Source organism: Photobacterium sp. AWH4_225 (genome assembly GCF_056158405.1).
Window position 1 is genome coordinate 770,346 of sequence record NZ_JBSWTF010000001.1, and the last position, 25,891, is coordinate 796,236.

A 25,891-nucleotide genomic window follows, 5' to 3' on the forward strand; every position below is an offset into this window, starting at 1 on the left:
CGTGCCCACTCGCATATTGCGCGAGAATCCCCGTTTTCTTCATTCATACGAACAAAATGCCGCCAGGAGGCAAGGATTCAAAGCAGAGGGAAATCGAGTGCATTTGGTGCCTGAGATTTTGTCCCGGGCAGAGGTGTACCTAGGTAGCGCCCCAAGCACTTTGGATCGGGTTGTTTTGAACAACTAACTGACTCTGGACTTCACGGCTCAGGGTGCGGCACTGCCTGATTGTTTCTATGAGTTATCTATGCAAGTTCTATCCAGTGTGATCGGTATTCTGTTGCTGATTGTTTTGGCTTATTTCCTTTCTGAACAACGTGATCGTATCAATTGGCGCACGGTTCTGGGTGCTTTGGCTATCCAGATGGGGTTTGCCGCCATTGTGCTCTACAGCCCGTTTGGGCGTGAGGCGCTGTCGGATTTTTCTGCCGGTGTGCAGACGGTGATCAACTACAGCAACCATGGTATCGGGTTCCTGTTCGGTGGTCTGGTTTCTGACAAGATGTTCGAGCTGTTTGGCGGCAATGGCTTTGTCCTTGCCCTGCGGGTGCTACCGGTGGTGGTGTTTTTCTCAGCCTTGGTATCGGTGCTCTACCATCTTGGTATCATGCAGCTGATTGTGAATACCCTGGGCCGAGGCTTGGCACGTGTGCTTGGCACCAGCCGTCCTGAGTCGATTTCAGCCACCGCCAATATTTTCCTTGGTATTTCGGAAGCCCCTCTGACGATTCGTCCTTATTTATCAACCATGACCCGTTCGCAGCTGTTTGCGGTGATGGTCGGAGGCATGGCCTCGGTTGCGGGTTCGGTGCTGGTGGGCTATGCCCAGATGGGTATTCCCCTCGAGTACCTGCTGGCGGCATCATTTATGGCCGCCCCTGCCGGCTTGATGATGGCCAAGTTGATGATCCCGGAAACCGAGGATGCGACTGGCTGTGTCGAGGAGCAACAACAGGAGCAACGAAAACCTGCCAATGTGATCGATGCTGCCGCCCAGGGTGCAGCCCAAGGGATGCAAGTTGCCTTGAACATCGGTGCTATGTTGCTGGCTTTTGTCGGTCTGATCGCCCTGATCAACGGCATGCTATCAGGTGTCGGTGGCTGGTTTGGTATACCTGAGCTGAGTTTGGATGTGGTGTTCGGCTACCTGTTCCTGCCGTTTGCCTTCATGGCCGGGATCTGGGACTTTGACTCAGCCCAGCAGATGGCGGTGATTTTCGGTACCAAGACCACCATCAATGAGTTCGTCGCCTTCTCGCAATTGGCGCCGATGATTGCCAGTGGCGTGCTGGAGCCACGCGTCGAAGCCATTATAGCTTTTGCCCTGTGTGGTTTTGCCAATTTCGGTTCGATTGCGGTTATGCTGGGGAGCATCGGTGTAATGGCCCCAAGCCGCTATCATGAAATAGCCACTTTGGGTGTACGATCGCTGGTGGCTGCGACGCTGGCAAACCTGCTTAATGCGACTGTTGCCGGGTTGTTTATCAGTTTGGTGTAAGTAAGGTATAGAGACGAAAACCTTAATAACTGCAAAAAAACGCCAGCATTCGCTGGCGTTTTTTATGAGGCTAGCTCTTATGGGACTATGCCTTATAGAACTGTGCTGTCGAGTGTTTAGCTCAGGCCGACAATGTTGCCGTCGGCATCAATGTCCAGGCCAAGGTAAGCAGGTTTTTCCGGTAGGCCAGGCATGGTCATCACATTACCGCACAGGGCGTAGACGAACCCGGCACCAGCACACAGCTTGAGCTCGCGGACCGGCACAATAAAGTCGCTTGGTGCGCCTTTCTGGCTTGGGTCATGGCTGATAGACAGTGGTGTTTTTGCCATGCACAGGGCAAGGTTGTCATAGCCTTGAGCTTTGAACTGGGCCAACTGCTCTTTGGCTAGATCAGATAGTTCAACACCGCGGCAGCCGTAGCCCACTTCAGCGACAGTCATCAGCTTTTCTTCCAGCGTCTGTGACAGTTCGTACAGCGGCTTGAAGTTGGCTGGGGTTTCACAGGCACGGGTCACTGCTTGGGCCAGTTCAACGGCACCTTCACCGCCTTTACCGAAGGCTTCACTGATCGCCACATCGACATGGGTGGCGAACTGCTCGGCTTCGACCATAGCTTTAAGCTGGGCCAGTTCAGCGTCTGTGTCCTGCGGGAAGCGGTTGATTGCCACCACAACAGGCACACCGTACTTGGCAGCGTTGTTGATGTGCCATTTCAGGTTTTCAAAACCGGCAACCAGCGCTTTTTCGTCTTCTTCGAAGATAGCCTGTGGCAGTGCCTGGCCCGGGCGTAGGTCATACAGGCCAGAGTTGGCTTTCAGGCCGCGCAGGGTAGCAACGACAACTGCACAGTCTGGACCGCGACCTGCTTGCTGGGCTTTGATATTACAGGCTTTCTCGAAGCCCATATCAGAGCCAAAGCCCCCTTCGGTGATGGTGTAGTCTGCCAGCTTTAGGGCGATACGGTCGGCAATGATCGATGAGTTGCCGTGGGCGATATTGGCAAATGGACCAGCGTGGATCAGGGTCGGTACCCCTTCCAGTGTTTGCATCATGGTCGGCTCAATAGCTTCAACCATGGTCACTGCCATTGCACCGGCAACCTGCAGATCTTCTGCTGTCACAGGCTTGCCATCCAGATCATAGGCCAAGACGACACGGCCGATTCGCTGGCGCATGTCAGCCAGATCTTTTGACAGCGCAAGGATAGCCATCAGCTCAGAAGCCGCCGAGATATCAAAGCCATCTTCACGCTCGAGGCCGTTGATGGTTTTGCCTGGCTGGTTTTTGCCGACTGTGATCATGCGAAGGGCACGGTCATTGTGGTCCATTACACGGCGCCAGACGATGCGGTCCATATCAATGCGCAGTGCAGGCATGCCGGTTTTTTCGGTAAAGCCTTCATAGCCGTGGCGCTCTTCGTGGTAAACACGGGCGTCGATAGCGGCTGCGGCAAGGTTATGGGCTGCGGTTACTGCGTGGATATCGCCGGTCAGGTGCAGGTTCAGTTTTTCCATTGGTGCGACCTGGCTGTAACCGCCACCGGCAGCACCGCCTTTAACACCAAACACCGGGCCCATCGACGGTTGGCGAATACATGCCATCACAGACTGGTTGATTTTGGCCAGACCTTGGGCAAGACCGATGGTGGTTACGGTTTTGCCTTCACCCAGTGGGGTTGGGGTGATTGCAGTAACGACAACCAGCTTACCTTCTTTCTTGTCAGCCAAGCGCTTTAGGACAGAAGGTTTAACCTTGGCTTTTAATGTGCCTTGCGGAGTCAGATCTTCAGGAAGCAGGCCAGCCTGCTGAGCGATGAGATCAATCGGAGTGAGCGATGTATCACGGCAAATTTCAATATCACTTTTCATGGACGACCATAACCTCGCATTTGGTAACTTTGTATATATCGCGCAAGCAGGCTTTATGAGTTGCGCAATCGTTTGCGTTGGATTTATACCATAATTTTATCACGGGTAAAGCGATAAATACGGATAGATATGTCACGAGATTGGTCAATATTTACTGGGATGTTATCGAGTTAACTTGCTGTATGTCTGAAGTTATTGATGGGTAAGGGAAAATATGGTGTTACTTTTTTGTTTCTGTAACCTCATTTTGCGGTCTTGGCGAAGGGGAAAATGTTCTTTCTTTATCCTTCATTTACTCTACCCTTTGCTTTCTCTCCGAGCCAGACACCCGATAGGCACTAGCCCGGAAAGAAAAGCGGCAAATATAGTTCGAAGACTATTTAACCCAAGTGGCCTAGCACATTGATGTTCTTGTCTTCGGGGATTTCGTTATAAGAAAGCACCACCAGACCTTTGGCAAATGTCCGGGCATAGCGCGCCAGCAGCGGTCTTAATTGCGGAGTAACCAGCAGGATTGGCTTGAAACCGTTTTGCTTGAGCTGCTCTTTGACCGCCGGCATATTCTGCTGCAACTGGGCCAGCAGGGTAGGCTCGACGGGGAAGCTATCCAGTGCCGTTTGACCGCCACTTTGCTGGGACTTGCTCAGCGAAGTCAGCAGCATTTTCTCGAGGTTGTCACTCAAGGTGTAGATGTTGAAATCCTTGCTTGAGCCGACCAGGCTATTGGTCAGAGAGCGTTTGATGCCGCAGCGGACATCAGCGGCGATCAGAATAGGATCTTTGGTGACTTCGCTGCTTTCTACCATAATCGAGGCGATATTACCGATATCTTTGATTGGAACCTGATCGACCAGTAGCTGACGGAAAACTCGCATTTGCTGCTGGTGGTTGAGTTGGGCGGTGAGCGCTTCCATCAGCTTGGGCGCCGAACTGCTGAGACGCTCCATCAAGTGCTCGACATCATCGTGGCAGAAAAGCTCAGCCAAGTGCTCTTTGATGATTTTGCTAAGGTGGGTGGCAATTACCGTTGCGCCGTCAACCACTGAATAGCCTTGATTAAGTGCCTGGGGTTTGTTGGCTGGTTCAATCCACACCGCATCGAGGTTATAGGCCGGATCTTTGCCAAGTACGCCATCGAGTTGGCCGTAGACTTCACCAACGGCTAGAGCCATCAAACGTTCGGGGTCGATATCCCCTTGGGCAATCACTTCGCCGTGGAGCAACAGTGAATACTGGGTTGGCTTGAGTTTGAGGTTGTCACGGATAGCAATTTCCGGGATCAAAAAGCCTACCTGCTCGGTGATGGTTTTCCTCACCCCGCGAATGCGTTGGGCCAGTGGCTCGCCTTGGTTTTTGTCAACCAAGTTCACCAAGCGGTAACCCAGCTCCAGAGCTATCGGGTTCACTGCCGGCACATCATTCCAGCCAAGGGTTGGCGTATTATCTTGGGCAATTGCTTCGGCAACGGCTTCGGCCTGGGCAAGTGGCTCGGGATCGCTGTCTATTTTCCTTTGTTTCCAACCGGCATAGGCAAGGACGGCCGCAAAGGCAAAGAAAGCAAGGTGCGGCATACCCGGCACCAAACCGATGATCAGCATGATGGCCGAGGCGGTAAACAAGGTCGCTGGAGACGCCAGCATCTGGCGATGCACGTCTACCGAGATATCGCCACTGTCGTTGACTCGGGTGACGATAATAGCGGCAGCGGTGGCCAATAGCAGTGACGGGATCTGGGCAACAAGACCATCACCAATAGTGAGCAGGGCAAAGCGCTGGAAGGCTTCGCTGGCAGCCAGATCGTGCTGCACCATACCGATAGTAATACCGCCTAAAATATTGATGACCAAAATCATCAAGCCGGCAATGGCATCGCCGCGGACAAACTTCGAAGCACCGTCCATCGAGCCATAGAAGTCTGCTTCACGGGCCACTTCGTCGCGGCGTGTGCGGGCTTGGTTCTGGTCAATCAGGCCAGCGTTCAAGTCGGCATCAATCGCCATCTGTTTACCCGGTAGGGCATCGAGGGTAAAGCGGGCCGACACTTCGGAGATACGCTCGCCACCTTTGGTGATCACCACGAAGTTGATGATCATCAGGATGACAAACACTACGATACCGACGAAATAGTTACCGCCGACAACTACGTCACCGAAGGCCTGGATCACCTTACCGGCGGCATCTCCGCCGAGGTGGCCATTGAGCAATACCACCCGGGTCGAGGCAACATTGAGGGTCAGTCGCATCAGGGTGGCAACGAGCAAGATGGTCGGGAAGACCGAAAAGTCGAGCGGCCGTTTACTGGATACCGCAACCAGCAACACAATGACTGCCAGTACGATATTGAAGATGAACAGGGCATCGAGCAGCCATGGCGGCAGGGGTAAAATGACCATAGCCAGGATCGCCAGCAGCAAAATGGGGATCCCCAAGTAGCTGCTGGTCAGGCTCGGAAACAGTTGTTGCAGTTTCGCTTTCATAGGACTTCTAGCTCAAAGTTGACGTTGCTTGTTGTTGGTATGGGTTCTGTTATTTAGGTTCTGTTTTCAGATGCTTGGGAATGGCAAAACTCGGCAATGGCTGAGGTTTGTCGTTCTTCCCTTCTTTATAGGCTTTCAGCTGCATGACATAGGTCAGCACATGAGCCACGGCGACGAACAGTGGCCCAGGGATCTCCTGATCGACCCGGGTGTTGAAATAGATAGCCCGGGTTAGCGGCGGTAGGTTCATCACTTCTATACTGTGCTGCTCGGCAATTGCCTTGATACGAAAAGCCATCTCGTCTTCACCTTTTGCGACCACAAAAGGGGCCCCGGCACGGCTGAGGTCATATTTCAAGGCGACAGCATAGTGGGTCGGGTTGGTCAGGATGACATCGGCAGTCGGCACTGAGTTATCGATCCGGCGGCGCGATATCTGCTGTTGGATCTGACGGATACGCTGTTTGACCTCCGGCCGGCCTTCGGTGTTCTTGTGTTCGTCTTTCACTTCCTGTTTGGTCATCTTCAGCTCTTTGATGTGGTTCCACAGCTGGTAGGGCATATCGATAAAACCAATCAGCAGTACCACGATGCCGAAGTAAATCAGGGCCTTGATAATGTGGCTGAGGGTGATCCCCATGCCGATTTCAAATGGCGCCCGTTGGGCGGCGATCAAGGTGCTGAGGTTGTTGTCGAGCAGGACATACAGCACCGCTGAAATCAGGGTGATCTTGAGGATAGATTTAACCAGTTCAACCAGCGACTTGATGGAAAACAATCGCTTGAACCCCGCCAGTGGGCTGATTTTGCTCAGTTTTGGCTGGATAGGTTTGAGCGACATCACCCAGCCGCCTGGTATCATCGAGGCCAGCACCGTCATGATGAATAGCACCATGGCCATTGGGACAAAAATGCCAGCGAGCAACAGCACACTCTCGCCGAGCTTGCGGGCCATGATATCGGGCTCCCTGAGCTCGGCTGCACTGAGCTGATAGTTTATGGTGAACAGCTTTTCCGCCTGTTCAGCCAGAAAATGACCATAGGCCCACAAGAACAAGGCGATGGTGATAAATAGTACCCCGACCACGAACTCCTTGGAGCGGGCTACCTGGCCTTCGCGTTTGGCTTTGCGTAGTTTCTGGGGGCTGGGCTTTTCACTCTTGTCTTGGCTGCTCTGTTGCTGTGACATTCTAGTTTCCTCCCATCAAGCGCATCTCACTCAGGATCTGGTGGCTGAGCTCGGCATAAATGCTTGGCAGGCCCGAGGTTGAAAGCAAGACGGCACATAATCCGAGCATCATCGACATCGGAAAGCCCAAAGCAAAGACATTGAGCGAAGGTGCGGCACGGTTCATCACCCCGAAGGTCAGGTTGACGGTGAGCATGGCGGCAATGGTTGGCAGGGCAATGGTCACTGCGGCGGTCATCATCCAACCGAATAGATCAATCAACCGGGCAAAGGAGACCAGATCGAAGCCGTTGCCGACCGGGTAACGTTCAAAGCTTTGGACCACGATATCAATCGCCACCAGGTGACCATCGAGGGCAAGAAACAGCAAGGTGGTGAACATCAAAAAGTAGCTGCCCAAAAGGGCAACGGTAACCCCGTTGGCCGGGTCGTTCATCATTGCCATACCAAGGCCCATCTGCATCGACATAATCTGGCCAACCATGGCCATGGCGGCGAACAAGAATTGCAGACACATGCCAAGTAGGGCACCAATGGCCAGCTGCTCCCCGGCAAGTACCAGCGCCTTGAGCGAGATAGGGTCAACCGCAGGCATCGGCGGCAGCAATGGCGCACATAACAAGGTGATCGACAGGGCGAGCAGTATCCGGGTGCGATTATTGATATGCGCATTGCCGACAAACGGCATGGTCATGAAAGCCGCCGAAATACGGAAAAAAGGCCACCAAAGTTGGCCGGCCATTGCGGTGATTTCGGCGAAGGTCAAAGTGACCAGACTGTCAGCTAACGACATTGGCGATGGTATGGAAAAGAGTGGTGAAAAAATCACTGATGTTGCGCAGTAGCCAAGGGCCGGCAAAAATTAGCATCAACAGCGTACTTAGCAGCCTCGGCAGGAAGCTCATGGTTTGCTCATTGATTTGGGTCGTCGCCTGGAAGACGGCTACCACCAGACCAACCAGCAAGCTTGGGCCAATTAAAACAACCACCATGGAGATGATCATATAAATGGCATCGGCATAGAGGTTTGCGGTTGCATCAACTCCCATTATAAGCCTCCAAAACTTGCCGTCAGGCTACCTACCGTCATGGTCCAGCCATCAACCATCACAAACACCATTAACTTGAACGGTAGCGAGATGATCAGCGGTGACAGCATCATCATACCCATAGCCATCAGCACACTGGCGACGACGATATCGATGATCAGGAATGGGATGAACAGCATAAATCCGATCTGGAAAGCCGTTCTCAGTTCACTGATCACAAATGCAGGCATCAATACCGCAAAGCTGATTTCTTCCGGCTCAAGATCGAGCGGATCACCGGCAATACGCAGCATTTGCTCCAGGGAGTTTTCGTAGGTTTGGGCCAACATGAACGCCCGCACCGGTTTTTCTGCCTCGGCTACAGCCTGTTGCAGGGTGATCTGGCCATTGTCATAGGGTACGTAGGCCTCGGTATAGATAGGGTCCCAAACCGGTTTCATCAGCAGCATGGTCAGGGTGAGGCCAATGCCGATCAGGATCCGGTTAGGTGGACTTTGTTGCAAGCCCAACGCCTGACGAAGAATTGCCAAAACCACAATGATGCGGGTAAAGCTGGTCATCATCAGCAGCATCGACGGCAAAAAGCTCAATGCTGTCATTAATAGCAGTATCTGAACTTTAACCGAATATTCCTGGTTGCTTTCGCCGTCAAACACGGACATGAAAGTGATCCCCTGATCGGCTAATGCCTGGCCGGAAAAGCCAAGCAGCAGCGCCACAAGGGGAAGCACTTTTAGCCAGGTCGGGATCTGGCGTTTATGCAGTGACGTCATGCAAAGCATCTTCGGCAATGTCGGTAAGACGTAGGCCATATTTGTCATTAACCACAACGACTTCGGCATGACCCAGCAGGCGGCCGTTCACTTTGACATCAAGCGGTTCACCATTAAGTTTGTCCAGTTCAATCACTGAGTTTGGTCCGACAGTCAGCAGCTCACCCAAGGCAATGTCTGTGCTGGCAACCTCAAGCGTCACCGTCACCGGAATTTGACGGAAAAAACCGAGATCTCGCGGTGCCTGAGCGGTAGTGTTTACCGCGTCCAGGGTGTCGGAAGCGGCTGGGGATTCAAAGATATCGGCGACATCAGCGTCGATATTCAGATCGCCATCAAGAAGGTGTTGGATATTTTGTTCGTTCATGATCAGTTTCGCTCCTGAGGAGTAATGTTATCGATAACTTGCAGCACGAGGTGGCCGTTGCGCTCTACAACATGGGCTTGATACAGCGGCAGCGTGCCGGCATGGACATCGACAACTTCTTGGATTTCGGTTGAGATAATGTCGCCAACCTTTAAGTTGACGACTTGATCAAGTGTCAGGGTCTGGCGGCTGAGGACGGCACTGAGGCGCAAAGGTACCTGCTTGAGGTGCACATCTCTCAAGCTATCAACAAGTGCCGGATCAGACTTGGTGACGACATCTTCGGCTGTCAGTTGCAGCAACAGATCATCATCGAGGTGTAAGTGGATCTCGCCGTAGCTATCTTCAATCTGGATAGCGAACTTGGCATGGAGTACACCGTTGTTAAACGTTGGTTGCTCGGCTGAAACTTGCCACTGGTGACTGACTTCATTGAGTAAGGTGGCGGCAAGCCTCGCTTGTACACGCTTTTCGCTGGCATTCATCGGCTGGTTTAATACCGTTGAATGGGAATGAATGCCGGAATGACTAACAGCAGCATCAATATCCGTGTCAGGGAGGTCGGTGGTATTACTATTGGCCGCTTCCTGATGACAAAATGTCGGGGTTCCCCCATAGAAAGCTTCAGCAATAAGGTGGATCAGTGATTGCGAAATACTGACTAGGCATTGGCCGTTGTATTTATTATGGGTAAAGCAAATAGGCTCTCTATCTTTAATTTCTTGATAGCTGACCTCCAGGCCATAACTGAGAAGTTTTACCTGGCAATCCGTCCTTCGTGTCATGTTGTTAAGCGTTTGCTCAAGAACTTTCACGGACTGATTAATATAGGGAGATAAAGACTGCTGTGCAGCGTTTAATGGTCTTCCTAATGAACGGATGTCGATAGGAAATACATTCTTTGAACTATGTATATTCCTCGGTTTGGTTTTATTTCTGCTATTGCTGGTTTCCATTAATAAGTCCGAAGATATAAAAGTTAAAATTGACTTCTGAACGCGGTTTTTTATTTTCACGTATCAGTTAGGCGGCTATTTCTAACAGTATTGAGGGAATAATTCAAACGCTTACAAATTATTGTCAAATTTGTGCAAATTCATTTTATTAAATGAAATTTTGAATATTTGATGAAGCGAGATCACACTTTTATTCTTTGTGTAATTAAAAGTAAAAAAGTGCGCGTCTTGAAAATGTGCGGTGGTGCATGGTTTTTCAGCTAGTTTGTTTTGATATTGGTGTTTTTTGGTTTTTATTTTGATCTAAGTGTTAAATTTAGGTTAATTGTCACGGTTTGTAATGAAATTTGAAAGTGTGATCTTAAGCCAAGCAAAATAAATGACATAAATAACTATCTAGTAAATCAATAAAATGCTGCCTAATATCCCCACACATTGCCTTACTTTATTGACAAATATAATAATAGAAGTGTCTTGTTGCATATCCTTGTGTTAAAGATGCAAAAGTAGGGCAAGGAAGCATTATTATTCTCGTTTCTTTCTCTAGCGGGAATGCAATAATCATTACCAGTTAGGCAATTTGTTTAATATGAAAGCAATCAAATCAACCGCAGTGCTTTCTTTGTTAGTTTTTTTATCTAATAGTGCTCACGCTAAACCTATTCAAGCACCATTGGATAAAGTGGATTGGCAATTCTCAGGAGATCGCTTTTCTTGCAAATTAACAAAGGATCTTAAGTTCGATGGCAGTGTTGCGTTTATTGCAAACTCTGCTCAGCCATATTTGGTTTCCTTTACCAGTAGCCAGCGACCTTATTTTGTCGGAGAGATAAGTTTAAGCGTCAATTATTCGCCGTGGGAGCAAAATAAGCCTCTGCGACAGTTATTACAAGGCGAAGAAAATGGCTTGGAAGGACTGATATTCACCGGAAATGAATCTCTTCATTATTTACTTAATGAAATGGAAAAAGGTGCGTGGGGTCAAATTTCGGTGACTGACAATGAGCACCATGAAGTTAAAAGTTGGGATATTCCTTCCGTCAATTTCTCGTCATCTTATCAGGCATTCAAATCCTGTTTAGGCCAACTGCTGCCTATGGGATACGAACAAGCTAAAGACAATACGTTTTTGTTTAGGACCAGTGAAAGCCAGATGAGCAGTGCCCAAAGACAGATGCTCAGTGATATTGCTCGATACATTCGTTACGACCGCGATGTCACTGCACTGTTGATTGATGGTCATACCGATCTCACTGGTGCTTCATTGAATAACTTATGGCTTTCTCGTAAGCGAGCTCAAGCAGTTGCGGATGAGTTGGTTGCGATGGGGGTCAAGCGTGAACTTATTCAGCTGCGTGCCCATGGCCAGCGCTATCCGGTTGTTGAGGGGACGAGCGGGACAGCTAATCAGCAGAATCGCCGGGTTCAATTACGTTTGGTCAAGGAGGGGGCATGAGAGCCTGTAATGTCATTTTTGCCCACCGTTGCTTGGTGCAAGCGGCCTCAGCGATCAAGGTGTTAAGTGTGGAAGGTTACACGGTGCGAAATGCCTCTACAGCTGCTGATGCGTTGGCGAAATTACGCGAGCAGCCTGACAGCCTTCTGTTTGTAGCCGATAACCTGACCGACATGGACATGCTATCCACTATCCGCCGGGCTAAGCAGATGATCGCTACGGGAACTGTGGTTGCCATTGTCGATTACCAGCAAAGCAAATTGGCAAGTGATGCAATGCAGGCTGGTGCCGATGATTATTTGCTGCAGCCTTACCAACCCGAGCAGATCATCGCGCTATTGGAGCGTAACCGTACGGTTCAATCGCCAAAGCGAGAAGTCGTGGCTACCAGCCGTCGCAGCTTACAAGTGCTGCAAATGGCCCACCGTGCCGCTCAGACCGATGCAACGGTGTTGATCACCGGCGAGTCCGGCACCGGCAAGGAAGTTTTGGCACGTTATGTCCATGAGCATTCTCCTCGCAGCGAGGGGCCGTTTGTCGCCATAAACTGTGCGGCGATCCCAGAGAGCATGCTGGAAGCGGTGTTGTTCGGCCATACCAAAGGCGCGTTTACCGGCGCGACCCAAAGCCAGGCGGGTAAGTTCGAGGAAGCCAACGGGGGCACCTTGCTGCTGGATGAAGTGGGTGAAATGCCACCTGCATTGCAGGCGAAATTGCTGCGTGTGCTGCAGGAGCGCCAAGTGGAACGGCTGGGTAGCCACCGGTCTATTTCGCTGGATATCCGAATTATTGCCGCAACCAATGTTGACCTGCAGCAGGCTGTAACCGAGCGCCGTTTCCGTCAAGATCTTTACTATCGCTTGGATGTCCTTCCATTGCAGTGGCCGCCACTGCGTGATCGTAAAGAAGATATCTTGCCATTGGCCGAGCACTTTATCCGCAAGCTCAATGCCGGTTGCACCGATTCTTGCGGTCTGTCGGAAGAGGCACAGCAGGCACTGCAGCACTACAACTGGCCGGGCAATATCCGGGAGCTGGAAAATACCATCCAACGGGCGTTGGTCATGCGCCATGGCCATTGGATCACAGCACAGGATCTGATGCTCAATGACATGCTCAGCACCATGGTTGAGGGAGCGCTGACCGAAGTAGTGGAAGATGCCAAACAAGCCCTCAAACAAAGCCGAAAGAACGCGGAGCAACAATTTATTCTCGACACGCTAGCCCGCTTCAAAGGCAAACGAAATGACACCGCGGAAGCGTTGGGGATGTCGACCCGGGCATTGCGCTACAAGATTGCCGCGATGCGTGAACAGGGGATCAACATTGATTCTTACATCCACCAATCAGGCAATGCTGCTTAAGGACAATAGAAAATATGTCTAATCACATCTCAACGATGCAGAACGATATGCTACAGCGCATGGCTGTAATGAGGGAGCAAGCCCAAACCGGCACCCAGATTGCGGTGAACTTCTCGCATCCACCAACAGGAAACTTTCAGACCGCGATGCAGCAGGCCGTTCGTAACGTGGATAACCAACAGCACTTTGCCAGTCAACTGACGGCAGATGTGGATGCCGGTCGTTCCGATGATTTGGTTGGCGCCATGGTGGCCAGTCAGAAAGCCAGTATTTCTTTTTCAGCATTGACACAGGTAAGGAATAAGATCCTGACTGCCTATGACGATGTACTGAAGATGCCTCTGTAGTGAGAAGAAAATGAGTACAACAGTAGCTGAAAACCCAGAACAGACACCATCGAACAAATGGCTGTCATATAAAGAAAAAATCCAACAGCGCTTGGATGGCAAATATAAAAACGTAGCACTTATCACTGCGCTGGCAGTGATGGTGACGCTCTTTATTGTCGTCGTGATGTGGACCCAAACCAGCCCTTACAAGCCGCTATATGGTACCCAGGAGCGTTACGACAACAGTGAGATCCTCTCGGTACTGGAACAGGAAAAAATCAAGTACCAGCTAGATAGCCAGTCGGGCCAGATCATGGTGCCGGCAAACCGTCTGGCAGATGCCCGCATTACTTTGGCCGCCCGTGGTGTGAAGGCCAAGCTGCCTGAAGGGCTGGAAATTCTCGACCGCAGCTCGGGGCTAGGCACCAGCCAGTTTATTGAAAATGCCCGTTATCGCCAAGGACTGGAAGGTGAACTGGCGCGGACAATCCTGGCGATTCGCTCGGTGAGTAATGCCCGGGTTCATTTGGCTATCCCAAATCGCACCTTGTTTGTCGGTATTGATGAAGAGAAGCCGTCGGCTGCGGTGATGCTTGAACTCGAACCGGGTATGCAGCTTGAACAGCACCAGGTAGAAGCGATTGTCAATTTGGTCAGTGGCAGCATTGCCGGCATGGCAGACGAAGCAGTATCGGTAGTTGATCAGTACGGCAACCTACTCAGTGCCGATCTAGCCATGGGGCAGCAGTCTCAAATCAATGTGCGTTTCCACGAGCTGCAGCAACGGGTCGAGCGTGACATTGTGCGTCGAGCCGGAGACATGCTGGCTCCGCTGCTTGGTGTCGGTAACTTCCGGGTGCAGGTGGCGGCAACGCTGAACTTCGATCAAATCGAGGAAACCCATGAGTCGGTCGACAGCGATCCGGTACTGCGAACTGAATTTACCAAGCAAGACAACACCCAGGGGCAGCTAGCGTTGGGGATCCCTGGTGCGCTGAGCAATCAGCCGACTGGTGAAGAAGGTCAGCCCAATAATGAAACCCGTAACCAGCGTGCCGAACTCAGTCGCCAGTACGATGTTGGCCGCAAGGTGCGCCATACCCGCCATGCTCAGGGCGGAATTGAAATGTTATCAGTCTCAGTGTTGCTCAACGACGAAGTTCAAGAACAAGGTTGGCAACCTGCACAATTGGAGCAAATAGCTCAAATGGTTAAAGATTCTGTCGGATATGTCGCCGAACGAGGCGATCAGTTCAGCCTACATGCATTTAACTTTGCCCGTGCCATTGAAGCGGCCCCGGTTGATGCCCCTTGGTGGCACGATCAGCAGTTGTTGCAACTGGCCAAGTACGGTGTGTATGCCTTGCTCGGTTTGTTATTCATCGTTCTTGTACTGCGGCCGCTTGTGAAAGCATTGCAACGTCCGGCTCCCGCGACAACGGCGCTGGCGACGACTCCGGAAGGATTCGAAATGGCGGCAAGTGAAGGCGTTTCCGCCTCTGAGTCGGCGACAGAGATTAAGCCGGTCAGCATACCATCTGGTGGTAGCGAGCAGGATCTGGCCGATGCGCTACTGGATTCGATCGCGCAGGGCGGCATGGTTGCCGATGAAAGTGCACCACAGTCTGGCGGTGAAGCTGATTTTGATTTATCGACCTTACCACCACCGGGTTCCGAGCTGGACGTGCAGGTTAGGCACTTGCAGAAACTAACTGAAGTTGAACCGGAACGTGTCGCAGAAGTAATCAAGAAGTGGGTGAACAGCAATGAGTCTAAGTAATTTTAGCCACCTGGCAGACGGTGAGGTACTGCTGGATCCGATGGAGCAGACGGCTATCTTGCTGCTGAGTATGGGCGAAGAGTCAGCCTCTCAGGTGATGCGTCATATGTCGCGGGACGAATTGCTCAAAGTCAGCCATGCCATGGCGCAGCAACCGGCGATTCGCAGTATTGAAGCGCGGTTTGTTTTACAAGGTTTTTTTGAGGAGTTCCGTGCCCAGTCGGGGATCAGCGGGGCATCGCGTACCTTCTTGCAGCGCACCCTGGACAAAGCATTGGGTGGCCGCTTGGCACGCAACCTTCTAGATACGATTTACGGTGATGAAATTCGGACTTCCATGCAGCGCTTGCAGTGGATTGAACCCAAGCATCTTGCCAAGTTTCTGACTAATGAGCATATCCAGATGCAGGCGGTATTTATTGCCTTCCTGCCGCCAGAGATCGCTTCTTCAGTATTGTCTGAGTTGTCTCAAAATGAGCAAAACGATGTGCTGCGCCGAATTGCGGTTCTGACTGAGGTCAGCCGTGAGGTTGCGATAGAGCTGCAGGAACTGGTTGATCGTTGTATCGAGTTCCTGGCGGAGAATTCAGGGGCGGTTATCGAGGGTGAAAAGCAGGTGGCAGATATCATCAACCGATACAGTGGCGATCAATTGAGCTTGATGACGGCACTGGAAGAGCAGGACAGTGAGTTGGTTGAGCGCCTGAAGAACAAGATGTACGAGTTCTCCTTGTTGAGCCGTCAGTCAGAGGCTGTGCGCTTGCGTATTCTTGAAGAGGTCCCGACTGATTTGCTGGCGATGGCATTGAAAGGCGCAGATCAATCCCTGCGCAAATCACTGCTTGCAATCTTACCGCGTCGTATGCAGCAGTCGATGGAAGCTGAAATTGCCCAGCTTGGCAAAGTGTCTATGCGTCAGGTGCAGGAAGCCCGTTCGGAAATCATGGATTATGTGCGTGATTTGAATGAATCCAAGGTTATCAGTCTTCAGCTATATCAAGAAACCACGGTGGAATAGAGATGTTTAGACGAAATAAAGTGATGCGCTTACAACCAAGCCAGTTTCGCAGCCACCGTTTTCCGCCATTGGTTGATCCAACATCTTTGGCTCAGGCTTCTCCTGTGATGGTAACCCAACCCGGCAATGCGCTTGCGGGAGAGTCGGGGCTGGGAGAGGACAGCCTGTTTGGTGATGACTTTGCCAGTGAGTTCGGCCCTGGTGATTTTGGTACCGATGATTTTGGTGCTGGTGAGTTGGGTTTTGACAATTTGGCTATGGACGACTTTGGCCTTGATGAGATCAGTGAGGATGCCCGCTTGATGGCGGGTGCTGAAGGGGACTCATTGTTGGATGCTGCTTCTGCACCATCAGGCCAGCCAGAAGATTTCCAAGCTCAGTTCAACCAAGGCTTCCAGCAAGGCATGACCCGAGGTCATGAAGAAGGGGTTAAACAAGGTATTGAGCAGGGCCAGCAACAAGGTTTCGAACAAGGTCAGGCACAAGGCCGAGAGCAAGGTTTCAAGCAGGGTGTCGAAGAGGGCAAGGCACAGTTTATTCAAGCCACTGCGCCCTTTGCCCATCTACACCAGCAGACCGCTGAGTTATTTACCGAGCATGAACGCCGTCAGCGCGAGCAGGTATGTGAGTTGGTTCAGAAGGTGGCGCAGCAAGTGATCCGCTGTGAACTGGCGCTCCAACCTCAGCAAATTTTGGCGCTAGTGGATGAAACACTTGAAAGTTTGCCAGGTGAACCGCTGGGTCTTAAGGTCAAAATGGCCAAAGAGGAGTTTACTCATCTGGAGAAAGTCGCCAGCGAAAAAATTGAAGAGTGGAACATCGTATGTGATGACACCCTTCGCCAGGGCGAATGCCGTGTGATGACCAAAAATGCCGAAGCGGATGCGGGATGCGAGCAACGGCTTGATACCTGTATGTCGGCTGTCAAAGGTCACCTGCTTGATGAGCAAGTGGTGATAGAAGATACCTCTGAACCTAATCAAGACGAAGCTGGTCATGCTAAATCACGACAAGAAACAGATGGGGCGGTCAGGCAGGCGTCATGAGTAACGTTATTGATTACCGCCTAGAACAAGCGCTGGCTTCGCTCGATACGGTCCCGGTGGCGAAAGTCACCGGACGGTTGGTGAAAGTGACCGGCATGATGCTTGAAGCGGTGGGGTGTCGGTTGCTCACCGGACAACGGTGCTTGGTGGAAACGGGCAACGGCATCAAGATAGAAGCTCAGACGGTCGGATTTAATCGCGATGTGGCCTACCTGATGCCGGTCAGCAACGCCTCAGGGTTGTTTTCCGGTGCCAAGGTATGGCCGCTGGAAGGCGAGAGCCAAATCCGTATCGGACCGCAGTGGCTCGGCCGGGTGCTCAATGGCCTTGGCGAGCCGTTAGATCGTTTGGGGCCACTTCTTGGTCAGGATGATATCAGCCTAGACAGTGAAAATATTAATCCGATGTCTCGGCGTCCGATTGACGGTGCGCTGGATGTCGGTATTCGCGCGATAAATAGTTTATTGACCCTAGGCAAAGGTCAACGGATTGGCTTGTTTGCCGGTAGTGGTGTCGGTAAAAGTGTGTTGCTCGGTATGATCACCCGCCAGACCAGTGCCGATGTGGTAGTGGTTGGGCTTATCGGTGAGCGAGGCCGGGAAGTGAAGGAATTCATTGAACATTCCTTGGGCCCTGAAGGGCTGGCGCGAGCGGTGGTCATCGCCGCCCCGGCTGACGAATCACCACTGATGCGACTACGCGCTTCCCAGCTTTGCCATCGTGTTGCCGAATACTACCGTGATCAGGGCAAGGATGTGTTGCTGCTGATGGACTCACTAACACGTTTTGCCATGGCACAGCGGGAAATTGCCCTGGCATTGGGTGAGCCACCGGCAACCAAGGGCTATCCGCCGTCGGTGTTCAGTATGCTGCCGCAGCTGGTTGAACGGGCGGGTAACAGCGCCTCGGAGCAGGGCAGCATGAGTGCGATTTATACGGTATTGGCCGAAGGGGATGACCAGCAGGATCCCATTGCTGACAGTGCCCGTGCCATTCTCGATGGTCATGTCGTATTAAGCCGCCAGCTGGCAGAAGCAGGGCATTACCCTGCGATTGATATCTCCCAGTCTATTTCACGGACCATGCCTCAGGTCGTCAGCAAAGAGCAGCTGCGACATGCTATGCATTTCAAAAAACTCTACAGCCGCTACCAGGAGGTCCGCGAGCTGATCCCGCTAGGCGGTTATCAACCGGGTAACGATCCGGAAATGGACCAAGCGGTGTTGGCCCACCCCAAGCTGGTGGCTTTCCTGCAGCAAGAGATGGATGAACTTGCTGGTTGGGATACGGTGAATGACCAGATGAACCAATTGATACAGGAGCTAAACCTTGGCTGAGCAAAGTAAAGCACTGGACCGTTTTCGTCAGATCCGTCAGGGGGAGTTGGAAAAACTCGGTCAACAGTATCAGCAAAAGCAGCAAGACTGTGCCAGCCACCTAAAGAAGCTGGAGCAGTTGGATACGCTTTATGATTCGTGCCAGGTGGTTGCAGGGGAATCGGGATTGGCATGGTCCAACCGGTTTGCCTTGCGTGATCACCTCAAGCACCTTACCGAGATCCAAACTCAAACGCTGGCGCTATCCCAGGCTGAGCAGGCTACCCTCAAGCAGCATGTTGTCCAGCAACATGTGAAGGTGAAAAGTTTGGAGTGCGTGATTGAAAAGCGCCGCCAGCAACACAATACAATGCTAGCTCGAAGTGAACAGAAGTTAATGGATGAAATGGCGATGCAGCGTTTTATCCGTGCTAACTATTGAGTGCTGCCAGTTTTACAGTGAACACTTTGTATAGTGAAAAACACCACAATCATGATTGTGGTGTTTTTTTTAGGCCGTGCAAAGAGCTGGGAGTTATACCGGTTGGTAAGTGGCATCACTGTCTTGATGCAGCACTTGGGTCAAGATGTCTTGTTGCATTGCCAATAGGAGGCTGTTGCGGTCATTTTGTGCCATGCAGGTGTGAACTAACGCCTTGAGTTGATTCCATTTGCTGTCAACGAGGTGGCGGTAATTGGCTGGCAGGGTCGAGATCACACGGTTGACACTCTCGGGAGAGTTATCCAGGCCAAGTTGAAGCAGTAGACGGGTTCGCTGATCTGCACGTTGTTGTAACTGTTGTAGCAAATGCTGGTGGGGTTCAGTCATAGCACTGAGTTTTTCACCATTGCGGTGCAGCATATTTTGATGCTGCACCTGCAATAGTTGGTGAAGGTTCTGGTAATCCGCCAGATCGCGCTGAATATCTTGAATAAAGCCTTTGATGATTAACGCAGACTTTTGGCTCATGCTTTTACTTCCGTAGTGTTAAACAAGCTGTCAGTAATCAGTCGCGGCTATGGGCGCCGCGAATGCTGGCAGCCAGGCCATCAAGATCGACGTTGTAGTTACCGCTGGCCAGTAAGGTGCGGATTTCATTTACCTTCGCCAAATCGACATCTGGAATACGCTTGAGCTCCTGCTGAAGGTTATCCAGGCTTTGGGCCTGAGGGCTGACATCAGCACTCGGCTTTGTCACATTGGATACAGGTGATCCTGACTTTGATATTTCTGGGGTGTTTGCTGCGTTTGTATCGTTTACTTTTTGCGGCTGGTTTTGAATGTTTGGGGCAAGCTGCAAACCCGCTTTGGTTGGCTCGATCATGACAATTCTCCTGGCTTTTCTCCGTTACTAAACTTAAACGACCAATCCCCCGCCGTGGTTAAATCATTTTAGAAAAGCGTTGTCACCAGTCCTGGCTTGGCAATCTTGGCTTTGATCACCTGGCCGGAGCTGGTGTTTTTTACCCTGATTTGCTGCTCAGCATATCCCCCTTCCAAAGCCATCCCCGACATGTTGGCACTGAAATGTTCATTGCTGGCTTGGATGATCACCTTGTCACCTTCCGAAACCATATAGGCTGGGCTCAAATGTGAAGGTGAAAGTTGCTGTCCGCGACGGATCTGGCGAAGGGCTCGCAGGCCGACATAGTCCTGCGGCGATGAAAAGAACTCGCGGTTGATACGGGCGATATCGGTAGGTTTGAGGGTGATATCACCGGCAGTCAGGACATCATCTTTTGTCACGGTGCGGGCGGCGATAGCAACAGGAACCGTTAGGCTGACATCGGCTTGTACTGTGAGGTGCCATGCCGTAGGTGCCGAACAACTCACTTCGAAGCGTAACCGGCCTGCCGGATAGCGGCGTCTGTCTATGCGTTGAACATCAAGTGCTGATCGGCATTCGGTTAGGCGGTGGCTACCACTGGGAAGGCGCAGGGAGATATCAGGCTCAGCCGCGGGCCATTGGTGCACTTTTGCCGCTTGCTGGATTTGTGTTTTTATCTCATCGGACACTTGGTTTGTGATCTGGTTATTGGCCGGCACATGAGTGGCTTTCTGCTCGTTTGGATCAGCAGCTGAAACCGACGAGAAACTGGCCAAATAAAACAACACGGCAATAACGGGATAGGGGATGGAAATGCGGGTTAGCTTGGCCATTTGTACCTTTTTCTCTTTGTTCTTATATCTCTTCACCATTAGCTCTTCTTTTTGCGGAATGGCTTCCGCCTGACTATTTCCGCCCACCTTCCGAACCGGAAGTTCCGCTTCCGTATTCTAAAGGGGTTTAAATTAAACCCTTTAAAATCATGAGTTTAAAAGTTGGCACGGAAATTGTTTGTTAGAGCCAAGATTTTTGATTTATTGAAACCAAGGACACCAAATGGGGATCAATTTTGACAAAGCCCTCGGGATCCACCCGCACACTTTAAACCTTCGTACCGAGCGTGCCAAGGTGCTTGCCGGCAACTTGGCCAATGTGGATACACCGGGGTTCAAAGCACGAGATTTTGATTTTCAGGCTGCTATTGCTTCGGTTGAAGCGCAGAGTCTAGGTGGGCAATCCCCGATGCAGAGTGTACCTGAACTGCAATACCGTAACCCTTACAACAACACGCTAGATGGCAACACCGTTGAGCTAGGGGTAGAGCAGGCACATTACGCACAAAATGCCATGGACTTCGAAACCAGCCTGACATTTTTGAACATGAAATTTAAAGGGCTGGCGACAGCTATTCAAGGACAGTAAATCGTTATGTCATTCAGTGAAATTTACCAAATTGCCGGTTCTGCGATGACTGCGCAGACGCTTCGCCTCAATACCATTGCCAGTAACTTGGCCAATGCCGATGCGGGCTCTACCACCGAGGCGGGCACATACCGTAGCCGTAAACCTGTCTTTGCCACTGTGTATGAAAATAGCCAGCTCCAAGCGCATTCTGGTTCATCTGCCGCAGCAGGCGCTCGGGTACAGATTATGGATGTGGTGCCGGTGCAAGGCGAGCTGACCCGCCGTTACGAGCCAGGAAATCCGATAGCCGATAGCGATGGATATGTGTTTTATCCCAATGTTGATGTGGTGTCGGAAATGGCCGACATGATGTCGGCTTCGCGCAGCTTTGAAACCAGTGTTGATGTTCTTGGCCGTGCACGAAGCATGCAGCAAGGCCTGCTGAAACTTGGCCAATAAGGATTCCCGATGAGTACGCCCAATGTGACGAGCAGCAACGGCTCAACGACAACCTACGGCCAGGACCCGATTGCCAGCAGTGGCGAGCAGGACAATACCTTCCTGACCTTGATGATTGCCCAGATCCAGAACCAGACACCGCTTGATCCGCTGGATACCACCCAGTTTATGAACCAGCTGGCGCAAATGACCCAGGTGGAAACGATGCAGAACATGAACAACACGGTCGTGAACCAGATGGTACTGCTCGACAACATTCAGGTTCTGACAACGGCAGGCATGGTGGGGCAGGATGTCCGTGTGACTACCGATACCCTGGATCTGGCTGGCAACCCGCTCGATGCTGTGATTGATCTCGACAGCACGGTGGAAGATCTCAAAGTTGAGATCCGCAACGATGCCGGAGAGTTGGTGGAAACCATCGAGCTGGGTGCCCACGGTGAAGGCGAGGTGGCCTTTGTCATCGACCCGAAAGCGATGGGGCTCAAGGATGGCCAATACGATCTGACCGTCGTGACCAATGACTCTGAGTACAAACCTGACGTGATGGTGGCGGGCACCATCGAAAAAATGCGTATTCCACCGGGCGGCGGCTCGCCGGAATTTTTGATTGCCGGTGTCGGCTACGTGCCGTTTTTCCAAGTTAACCAGTACGGCGAGACACAGGGCTCTGGTACTCAACCACCAGAACCGACCCCTTTATTTAAGTTGGCTGGCCGCCGATAGCGGTTTGCACATATCTAGGTTAGAAGAGAAATAATAATGAGCTTTAATATCGCAATGAGTGGTTTGAACACCACCTCTCAGGAATTGAACACCATCAGTAACAACATCGCCAACGTGTCCACCGTGGGCTTCAAGTCATCACGAGCGGAATTTTCTGCGTTGATGAATGGCGGTATGGGCGGCGGTGTTGAACTGGCCAGCCTTTCCCAGTCGTTCAACGATGGTGCCTTCACCATGACCGGCCGCACGACCGATTTGGCGATTGGCGGTGGCGGTATGTTTGTTCTGCAAGGCGAAGACGGTGCCTACACCTATACCCGTGCCGGTATGTTCCAGCAAGACAAAGATAACTACCTGGTAAACAGCGCGGGCCTACGTTTGCAGGGTTATACCACTGACAGCAACGGCAACCTGCAAAGCGGCTCTGTCGGTGATATTCAGGTTTCTACCGGTTCGGTACCGGCAAAGGCGACGGATCGTGTCGATTTTGCCGCTAATCTGGATGCAGGTGCGTCGGAGATTGTTGATGAGAACGGCGACCGTATTCCATTTGATCCTGAAGACAGCGATAGCTTCAACTCTTCTTACACCACGACTGTGTATGACTCATTGGGCAACGAGCACACCCTGACTCAGTACTTCGTCAAAACCGGCGAGAACGAGTGGGAAGTGAACTATGCCATGAACGGTGAACTGATGGTCGATGAAAGCGGACAGGTGCTGGAGTTCGACGACAGCGGTAACTTGGTTGACCCAACGGGCAACATTGACCTGACTTTTTCTCCGGACGGTGCAGCCGAGATGAATATTGCCCTTTCGATGACAGGTACCACTCAGTTTGGTAGCGAATTTGCGGCAACGACCAACCGAAGCAATGGCTTTACCTCTGGCGAGTTGACGGGGATCACCATCGATGACACCGGCATGGTGTTTGCCAACTACAGCAACGGCGAGCAGATGCTGCAGGGCCAGGTGGTGTTGGCTGACTTCCCGAATACTGGCGGTTTGATGCAGGTCGGCAACACCGGTTGGGCAGCCACACAGGCATCGGGCCAGCCAATTCTTGGCGCGCCGGGTACCGGTACGTTGGGCGGATTGTATTCGGGCTATGTCGAAGAGTCGAATGTTGATCTCACCGGCGAGCTTGTCGGCCTGATGACGGCGCAGCGTAACTACCAGGCCAATGCCCAGTCGCTGTCGACTCAGCAGCAGCTGACCCAAGTCCTATTCAACATGTAAGGGCATTAGTGTGGATCGATTGATTTATACCGCAGCTAGCGGAGCTGGGCGAGTGTTCAATGCCCAGCAGGTACACGCTAACAACCTGGCCAACATCAATACCCATGGTTTCCGTGCCGACATGGAGCGCGCCCAGGCCTTTGCTGTCCAGGGCAGCGGTTTTGATTCCCGCACCATGGTGGAAGCCAAATCGGCAGGCACCCGCTTTGATGCCGCCGAGCTGCAAACCACAGGTCGCGATTTGGATTTGGCCATTCGGGGCAATGGCTTTTTTACCGTCCGTCCGCCAGAAGGTGGGGAAGCCTACACACGCTCTGGCGCAGTAGAGCGTACCGAAAACGGTGATTTGATGATTGGTGGCCTGCCGGTGCTGGCTGATGGCGGAGACGTCATGAATGTACCCCTTTACAGCAGCATTGAGTTTGGTGACAACGGTTTGGTCAACATTGTGCCTGAAGGTGAGGCGCTTTCTGTTGAAGTGGGGCGTCTGAAGCTGGTTAACCCACAGGTACAGGAGCTAGCCAAGCTGGAGAATGGTTTGTTTGTCACCGAGGATCGTATTCCGCTCAACGATGACGAAACCGTGATGATGGTATCGGGCTTTCTTGAGCAGAGTAATGTGGTTGCCATCGAAGAAATGGTGGCTTCCATGCAGCTGAGCCGAAATTTTGAAATGCAGCTGAAGATGATGCAGACCGCAGAAAAAATAGCAGAAGCAGGCAACCGCCTGATCAGAGCGTAAGGAATAAGAGATGAACGCAGCATTATGGATCAGTAAAACAGGCTTGGCCGCCCAAGATACGAAAATGGCGACCATTTCCAATAACCTTGCCAACGTTAACACTGTCGGTTTCAAACGCGATCGTGTGGCGTTTGAAGACCTGTTCTATCAAATCCAGCGTCAGCCGGGGGCGATGGCCGATGAGGTCAACGAACTGCCGAGCGGCATCCAGATCGGTTCGGGCGTGCGTGTGGTGGGTACCCAGAAGGTGTTTACCGAAGGTATGTACCAGACTACCAACCAGAGCTTGGATGTCGCCATCGACGGACAAGGCTTTTTCGAGCTGGAAACCCCGGATGGCGAGCAGGCCTTTACCCGTAATGGCCAGTTCCACCTTAACTCAGACGGCATGCTCGTGAATGCTCAGGGCCTGCCACTGGCACAGCAGATCCAGGTACCGGAAGATGCCGAAACCATCACTATCGGTAGCGATGGCATTGTTACCGCCAAGGTTGCCAATGATGATATGCCTCAGGAAATTGGCCAGATCACCCTGGCAAACTTTATCAATCCGGCCGGCCTGGAAGCCCTGGGCGGCAACATGTTCCGCGCCACGGCATCCAGTGGTGAGGTGGTTGACGGTATTGCCGGTGAAGGTGCCTTTGGCCAGCTGAAACAAGGGGTACTGGAAGGCTCCAATGTTCAGGTCGTCGAAGAGATGGTGGATATGATCACCACCCAGCGCGGCTATGAAATGAACGCCAAGGCACTGTCATCATCGGATGAGATGCTGCAGTACATTTCTCAGGTACTGTAACTTATGGCAAGACTGACAAAGGTTAAATCCCTGAGGCGCTTGGGAGCATGGTTAGCCGCCATGCTTCTGGCGGGTTGTTCATCGACGTCTTCTCTAATGGATGAGCGCCCGGCACCGGATGGTCTTGATTACGCGCCGCCGATGTTGGACTACTCGCTGCCGGATGCCCGTAGCGGCTCGGTCTATCGTGATGGCTATATGTGGACCTTGTTCCAGGATCGCAGAGCCTACCGGATCGGCGATATGCTGACTGTCTCGCTGGATGAAGACACCCGTTCGAGCAAGCAGGCCAACACCAACTTCGGCAAGAATGCCAGCGGTGGTTTGATGGGCAGTTTTGCGACCGATACCAGCGGTGGCAGTGCAAGTGCGGATCTTTCGGGAAATCGTGATTTTCGTGGTAGCTCAGCCAGTTCACAGCGTAACTCACTGAGTGGTTCGATCACTGTGATGGTGCACGAAGTCCTGCCCAATGGGGTGTTGCGTATCAAAGGAGAAAAGTGGATTCGCCTCAACCAAGGTGATGAGTTCATTCGCCTTGATGGCTTGGTGAGGGTAGATGATATCGATAACGGTAACCAGATATCTTCCCAACGGGTCGGTGATGCCCGTATCACTTATTCCCAGCGCGGTGTGCTGGCTGATGCCAACGAAGCAGGCTGGTTGACCAAGCTGTTTGTCAATCCGTTTTTCCCTATCTAAGAGGCG

At 51.9% G+C, this 25,891-nt stretch carries 27 protein-coding genes; 16 read left to right on the top strand and 11 right to left on the bottom strand.

What is annotated here, in order from left to right:
- Positions 1-247: 247 nt before the first annotated feature.
- Positions 248-1,498: a NupC/NupG family nucleoside CNT transporter gene (locus tag ACXAD4_RS03990; protein ID WP_475238858.1), complete on the top strand. Its 1,251-nt coding sequence runs from the start codon at positions 248-250 to the stop codon at positions 1,496-1,498.
- 116 nt (positions 1,499-1,614) lie between these two features.
- Here ACXAD4_RS03990 and ACXAD4_RS03995 read toward each other — a convergent pair whose 3' ends face one another.
- The 8 genes from ACXAD4_RS03995 to ACXAD4_RS04030 all read right to left on the bottom strand — a co-directional run bounded on the left by ACXAD4_RS03995 (position 1,615) and on the right by ACXAD4_RS04030 (position 10,009).
- Positions 1,615-3,369: a formate--tetrahydrofolate ligase gene (locus tag ACXAD4_RS03995; protein ID WP_475238860.1), complete on the bottom strand. Its 1,755-nt coding sequence runs from the start codon at positions 3,367-3,369 to the stop codon at positions 1,615-1,617.
- Positions 3,370-3,749: 380 nt separating this feature from the next.
- A complete protein-coding gene (gene flhA / locus ACXAD4_RS04000) occupies positions 3,750-5,846 on the bottom strand; it encodes a flagellar biosynthesis protein FlhA (protein WP_475238862.1) in 2,097 nt (698 codons plus the stop codon).
- Between the two features lie 49 nt (positions 5,847-5,895).
- The gene (gene flhB, locus ACXAD4_RS04005) at positions 5,896-7,035 is read right to left on the bottom strand and encodes a flagellar biosynthesis protein FlhB (RefSeq protein ID WP_475238864.1); all 1,140 of its coding nucleotides are present in this window, start codon (positions 7,033-7,035) and stop codon (positions 5,896-5,898) included.
- Position 7,036: 1 nt separating this feature from the next.
- Complete coding sequence (gene fliR, locus ACXAD4_RS04010) at positions 7,037-7,828, bottom strand: flagellar biosynthetic protein FliR (protein WP_475238867.1); 792 nt, start codon at positions 7,826-7,828, stop codon at positions 7,037-7,039.
- Positions 7,815-8,084: a flagellar biosynthesis protein FliQ gene (gene fliQ / locus ACXAD4_RS04015; RefSeq protein WP_317523611.1), complete on the bottom strand. Its 270-nt coding sequence runs from the start codon at positions 8,082-8,084 to the stop codon at positions 7,815-7,817. Before fliQ ends, fliR begins: the two co-directional genes overlap by 14 nt.
- Positions 8,084-8,857 carry a flagellar type III secretion system pore protein FliP gene (gene fliP, locus ACXAD4_RS04020; protein WP_475238870.1) on the bottom strand — a complete coding sequence of 258 codons (774 nt, stop codon included), beginning with the start codon at positions 8,855-8,857 and terminating at the stop codon, positions 8,084-8,086. Before fliP ends, fliQ begins: the two co-directional genes overlap by 1 nt.
- The gene (gene fliN / locus ACXAD4_RS04025) at positions 8,841-9,224 is read right to left on the bottom strand and encodes a flagellar motor switch protein FliN (RefSeq protein ID WP_475238872.1); all 384 of its coding nucleotides are present in this window, start codon (positions 9,222-9,224) and stop codon (positions 8,841-8,843) included. Before fliN ends, fliP begins: the two co-directional genes overlap by 17 nt.
- Positions 9,225-9,226: 2 nt before the next feature.
- Positions 9,227-10,009, bottom strand: coding sequence for a FliM/FliN family flagellar motor switch protein (locus ACXAD4_RS04030; RefSeq protein WP_475238875.1), 783 nt, complete (start codon positions 10,007-10,009; stop codon positions 9,227-9,229).
- Between the two features lie 760 nt (positions 10,010-10,769).
- Between ACXAD4_RS04030 and ACXAD4_RS04035 the strand changes: the two genes are divergently transcribed.
- Genes ACXAD4_RS04035 through fliJ form a run of 8 tightly spaced genes read left to right on the top strand, consistent with a single transcriptional unit; the run spans position 10,770 to position 18,931 of the window.
- Entirely contained in the window at positions 10,770-11,636 is an 867-nt protein-coding gene (locus tag ACXAD4_RS04035) for an OmpA family protein (protein WP_475238878.1), read from the top strand.
- Complete coding sequence (locus ACXAD4_RS04040; protein WP_475238881.1) at positions 11,633-13,000, top strand: sigma-54-dependent transcriptional regulator; 1,368 nt, start codon at positions 11,633-11,635, stop codon at positions 12,998-13,000. The genes ACXAD4_RS04035 and ACXAD4_RS04040 overlap by 4 nt, the downstream gene beginning before the upstream one ends.
- 14 nt (positions 13,001-13,014) lie before the next feature.
- Positions 13,015-13,347: a flagellar hook-basal body complex protein FliE gene (gene fliE / locus ACXAD4_RS04045; protein ID WP_475238883.1), complete on the top strand. Its 333-nt coding sequence runs from the start codon at positions 13,015-13,017 to the stop codon at positions 13,345-13,347.
- Between the two features lie 10 nt (positions 13,348-13,357).
- Positions 13,358-15,109: a flagellar basal-body MS-ring/collar protein FliF gene (gene fliF / locus ACXAD4_RS04050; RefSeq protein WP_475238885.1), complete on the top strand. Its 1,752-nt coding sequence runs from the start codon at positions 13,358-13,360 to the stop codon at positions 15,107-15,109.
- Positions 15,096-16,127, top strand: a complete 1,032-nt coding sequence (locus ACXAD4_RS04055; RefSeq protein ID WP_475238888.1) for a FliG C-terminal domain-containing protein — start codon at positions 15,096-15,098, stop codon at positions 16,125-16,127. Before fliF ends, ACXAD4_RS04055 begins: the two co-directional genes overlap by 14 nt.
- A gap of 2 nt (positions 16,128-16,129) precedes the next feature.
- A complete protein-coding gene (gene fliH, locus ACXAD4_RS04060; RefSeq protein WP_475238890.1) occupies positions 16,130-17,173 on the top strand; it encodes a flagellar assembly protein FliH in 1,044 nt (347 codons plus the stop codon).
- Positions 17,170-18,510, top strand: coding sequence for a flagellar protein export ATPase FliI (fliI, locus tag ACXAD4_RS04065; RefSeq protein ID WP_475238891.1), 1,341 nt, complete (start codon positions 17,170-17,172; stop codon positions 18,508-18,510). Before fliH ends, fliI begins: the two co-directional genes overlap by 4 nt.
- Complete coding sequence (fliJ, locus tag ACXAD4_RS04070; protein WP_475238893.1) at positions 18,503-18,931, top strand: flagellar export protein FliJ; 429 nt, start codon at positions 18,503-18,505, stop codon at positions 18,929-18,931. Before fliI ends, fliJ begins: the two co-directional genes overlap by 8 nt.
- 93 nt (positions 18,932-19,024) lie before the next feature.
- Here the strand turns inward: fliJ and flgN are convergent, their stop codons facing one another.
- From flgN to flgA, 3 genes are all read right to left on the bottom strand, one after another.
- A complete protein-coding gene (gene flgN / locus ACXAD4_RS04075) occupies positions 19,025-19,459 on the bottom strand; it encodes a flagellar export chaperone FlgN (RefSeq protein ID WP_475238895.1) in 435 nt (144 codons plus the stop codon).
- Between the two features lie 37 nt (positions 19,460-19,496).
- Entirely contained in the window at positions 19,497-19,814 is a 318-nt protein-coding gene (gene flgM / locus ACXAD4_RS04080; protein WP_475238897.1) for a flagellar biosynthesis anti-sigma factor FlgM, read from the bottom strand.
- A gap of 68 nt (positions 19,815-19,882) precedes the next feature.
- Positions 19,883-20,689 carry a flagellar basal body P-ring formation chaperone FlgA gene (gene flgA, locus ACXAD4_RS04085; RefSeq protein WP_475238899.1) on the bottom strand — a complete coding sequence of 269 codons (807 nt, stop codon included), beginning with the start codon at positions 20,687-20,689 and terminating at the stop codon, positions 19,883-19,885.
- A gap of 184 nt (positions 20,690-20,873) precedes the next feature.
- Here flgA and flgB point away from each other — a divergent pair, with 184 nt between their 5' ends.
- Genes flgB through flgH form a run of 7 tightly spaced genes read left to right on the top strand, consistent with a single transcriptional unit; the run spans position 20,874 to position 25,885 of the window.
- Positions 20,874-21,239: a flagellar basal body rod protein FlgB gene (gene flgB, locus ACXAD4_RS04090; protein ID WP_475238901.1), complete on the top strand. Its 366-nt coding sequence runs from the start codon at positions 20,874-20,876 to the stop codon at positions 21,237-21,239.
- 6 nt (positions 21,240-21,245) lie between these two features.
- Positions 21,246-21,680, top strand: a complete 435-nt coding sequence (gene flgC, locus ACXAD4_RS04095) for a flagellar basal body rod protein FlgC (RefSeq protein ID WP_475238903.1) — start codon at positions 21,246-21,248, stop codon at positions 21,678-21,680.
- A gap of 9 nt (positions 21,681-21,689) precedes the next feature.
- Positions 21,690-22,406, top strand: a complete 717-nt coding sequence (locus ACXAD4_RS04100; protein WP_475238905.1) for a flagellar hook capping FlgD N-terminal domain-containing protein — start codon at positions 21,690-21,692, stop codon at positions 22,404-22,406.
- A 36-nt stretch (positions 22,407-22,442) separates the two neighbouring features.
- Positions 22,443-23,645: a flagellar hook protein FlgE gene (gene flgE, locus ACXAD4_RS04105; RefSeq protein ID WP_475238907.1), complete on the top strand. Its 1,203-nt coding sequence runs from the start codon at positions 22,443-22,445 to the stop codon at positions 23,643-23,645.
- Positions 23,646-23,655: 10 nt separating this feature from the next.
- The gene (locus ACXAD4_RS04110; protein WP_475238908.1) at positions 23,656-24,387 is read left to right on the top strand and encodes a flagellar basal body rod protein FlgF; all 732 of its coding nucleotides are present in this window, start codon (positions 23,656-23,658) and stop codon (positions 24,385-24,387) included.
- A 10-nt stretch (positions 24,388-24,397) separates the two neighbouring features.
- Positions 24,398-25,183, top strand: coding sequence for a flagellar basal-body rod protein FlgG (gene flgG / locus ACXAD4_RS04115; RefSeq protein ID WP_475238911.1), 786 nt, complete (start codon positions 24,398-24,400; stop codon positions 25,181-25,183).
- Between the two features lie 3 nt (positions 25,184-25,186).
- Positions 25,187-25,885 carry a flagellar basal body L-ring protein FlgH gene (gene flgH / locus ACXAD4_RS04120; RefSeq protein ID WP_475238913.1) on the top strand — a complete coding sequence of 233 codons (699 nt, stop codon included), beginning with the start codon at positions 25,187-25,189 and terminating at the stop codon, positions 25,883-25,885.
- Positions 25,886-25,891: the final 6 nt, after the last annotated feature.

Excerpts from the sequence above, each read along its gene's own strand:
- ACXAD4_RS03990 (WP_475238858.1), top strand. The coding sequence starts at position 248 with ATGCAAGTTCTATCCAGTGTGATCGGTATTCTGTTGCTGATTGTTTTG.
- ACXAD4_RS03995 (WP_475238860.1), bottom strand. The coding sequence starts at position 3,369 with ATGAAAAGTGATATTGAAATTTGCCGTGATACATCGCTCACTCCGATT.
- flhA (WP_475238862.1), bottom strand. The coding sequence starts at position 5,846 with ATGAAAGCGAAACTGCAACAACTGTTTCCGAGCCTGACCAGCAGCTAC.
- flhB (WP_475238864.1), bottom strand. The coding sequence starts at position 7,035 with ATGTCACAGCAACAGAGCAGCCAAGACAAGAGTGAAAAGCCCAGCCCC.
- fliR (WP_475238867.1), bottom strand. The coding sequence starts at position 7,828 with ATGTCGTTAGCTGACAGTCTGGTCACTTTGACCTTCGCCGAAATCACC.
- fliQ (WP_317523611.1), bottom strand. The coding sequence starts at position 8,084 with ATGGGAGTTGATGCAACCGCAAACCTCTATGCCGATGCCATTTATATG.
- fliP (WP_475238870.1), bottom strand. The coding sequence starts at position 8,857 with ATGACGTCACTGCATAAACGCCAGATCCCGACCTGGCTAAAAGTGCTT.
- fliN (WP_475238872.1), bottom strand. The coding sequence starts at position 9,224 with ATGAACGAACAAAATATCCAACACCTTCTTGATGGCGATCTGAATATC.
- ACXAD4_RS04030 (WP_475238875.1), bottom strand. The coding sequence starts at position 10,009 with ATGACACGAAGGACGGATTGCCAGGTAAAACTTCTCAGTTATGGCCTG.
- ACXAD4_RS04035 (WP_475238878.1), top strand. The coding sequence starts at position 10,770 with ATGAAAGCAATCAAATCAACCGCAGTGCTTTCTTTGTTAGTTTTTTTA.
- ACXAD4_RS04040 (WP_475238881.1), top strand. The coding sequence starts at position 11,633 with ATGAGAGCCTGTAATGTCATTTTTGCCCACCGTTGCTTGGTGCAAGCG.
- fliE (WP_475238883.1), top strand. The coding sequence starts at position 13,015 with ATGTCTAATCACATCTCAACGATGCAGAACGATATGCTACAGCGCATG.
- fliF (WP_475238885.1), top strand. The coding sequence starts at position 13,358 with ATGAGTACAACAGTAGCTGAAAACCCAGAACAGACACCATCGAACAAA.
- ACXAD4_RS04055 (WP_475238888.1), top strand. The coding sequence starts at position 15,096 with ATGAGTCTAAGTAATTTTAGCCACCTGGCAGACGGTGAGGTACTGCTG.
- fliH (WP_475238890.1), top strand. The coding sequence starts at position 16,130 with ATGTTTAGACGAAATAAAGTGATGCGCTTACAACCAAGCCAGTTTCGC.
- fliI (WP_475238891.1), top strand. The coding sequence starts at position 17,170 with ATGAGTAACGTTATTGATTACCGCCTAGAACAAGCGCTGGCTTCGCTC.
- flgN (WP_475238895.1), bottom strand. The coding sequence starts at position 19,459 with ATGAGCCAAAAGTCTGCGTTAATCATCAAAGGCTTTATTCAAGATATT.
- flgM (WP_475238897.1), bottom strand. The coding sequence starts at position 19,814 with ATGATCGAGCCAACCAAAGCGGGTTTGCAGCTTGCCCCAAACATTCAA.
- flgA (WP_475238899.1), bottom strand. The coding sequence starts at position 20,689 with ATGGTGAAGAGATATAAGAACAAAGAGAAAAAGGTACAAATGGCCAAG.
- flgB (WP_475238901.1), top strand. The coding sequence starts at position 20,874 with ATGGGGATCAATTTTGACAAAGCCCTCGGGATCCACCCGCACACTTTA.
- flgC (WP_475238903.1), top strand. The coding sequence starts at position 21,246 with ATGTCATTCAGTGAAATTTACCAAATTGCCGGTTCTGCGATGACTGCG.
- ACXAD4_RS04100 (WP_475238905.1), top strand. The coding sequence starts at position 21,690 with ATGAGTACGCCCAATGTGACGAGCAGCAACGGCTCAACGACAACCTAC.
- flgE (WP_475238907.1), top strand. The coding sequence starts at position 22,443 with ATGAGCTTTAATATCGCAATGAGTGGTTTGAACACCACCTCTCAGGAA.
- flgG (WP_475238911.1), top strand. The coding sequence starts at position 24,398 with ATGAACGCAGCATTATGGATCAGTAAAACAGGCTTGGCCGCCCAAGAT.
- flgH (WP_475238913.1), top strand. The coding sequence starts at position 25,187 with ATGGCAAGACTGACAAAGGTTAAATCCCTGAGGCGCTTGGGAGCATGG.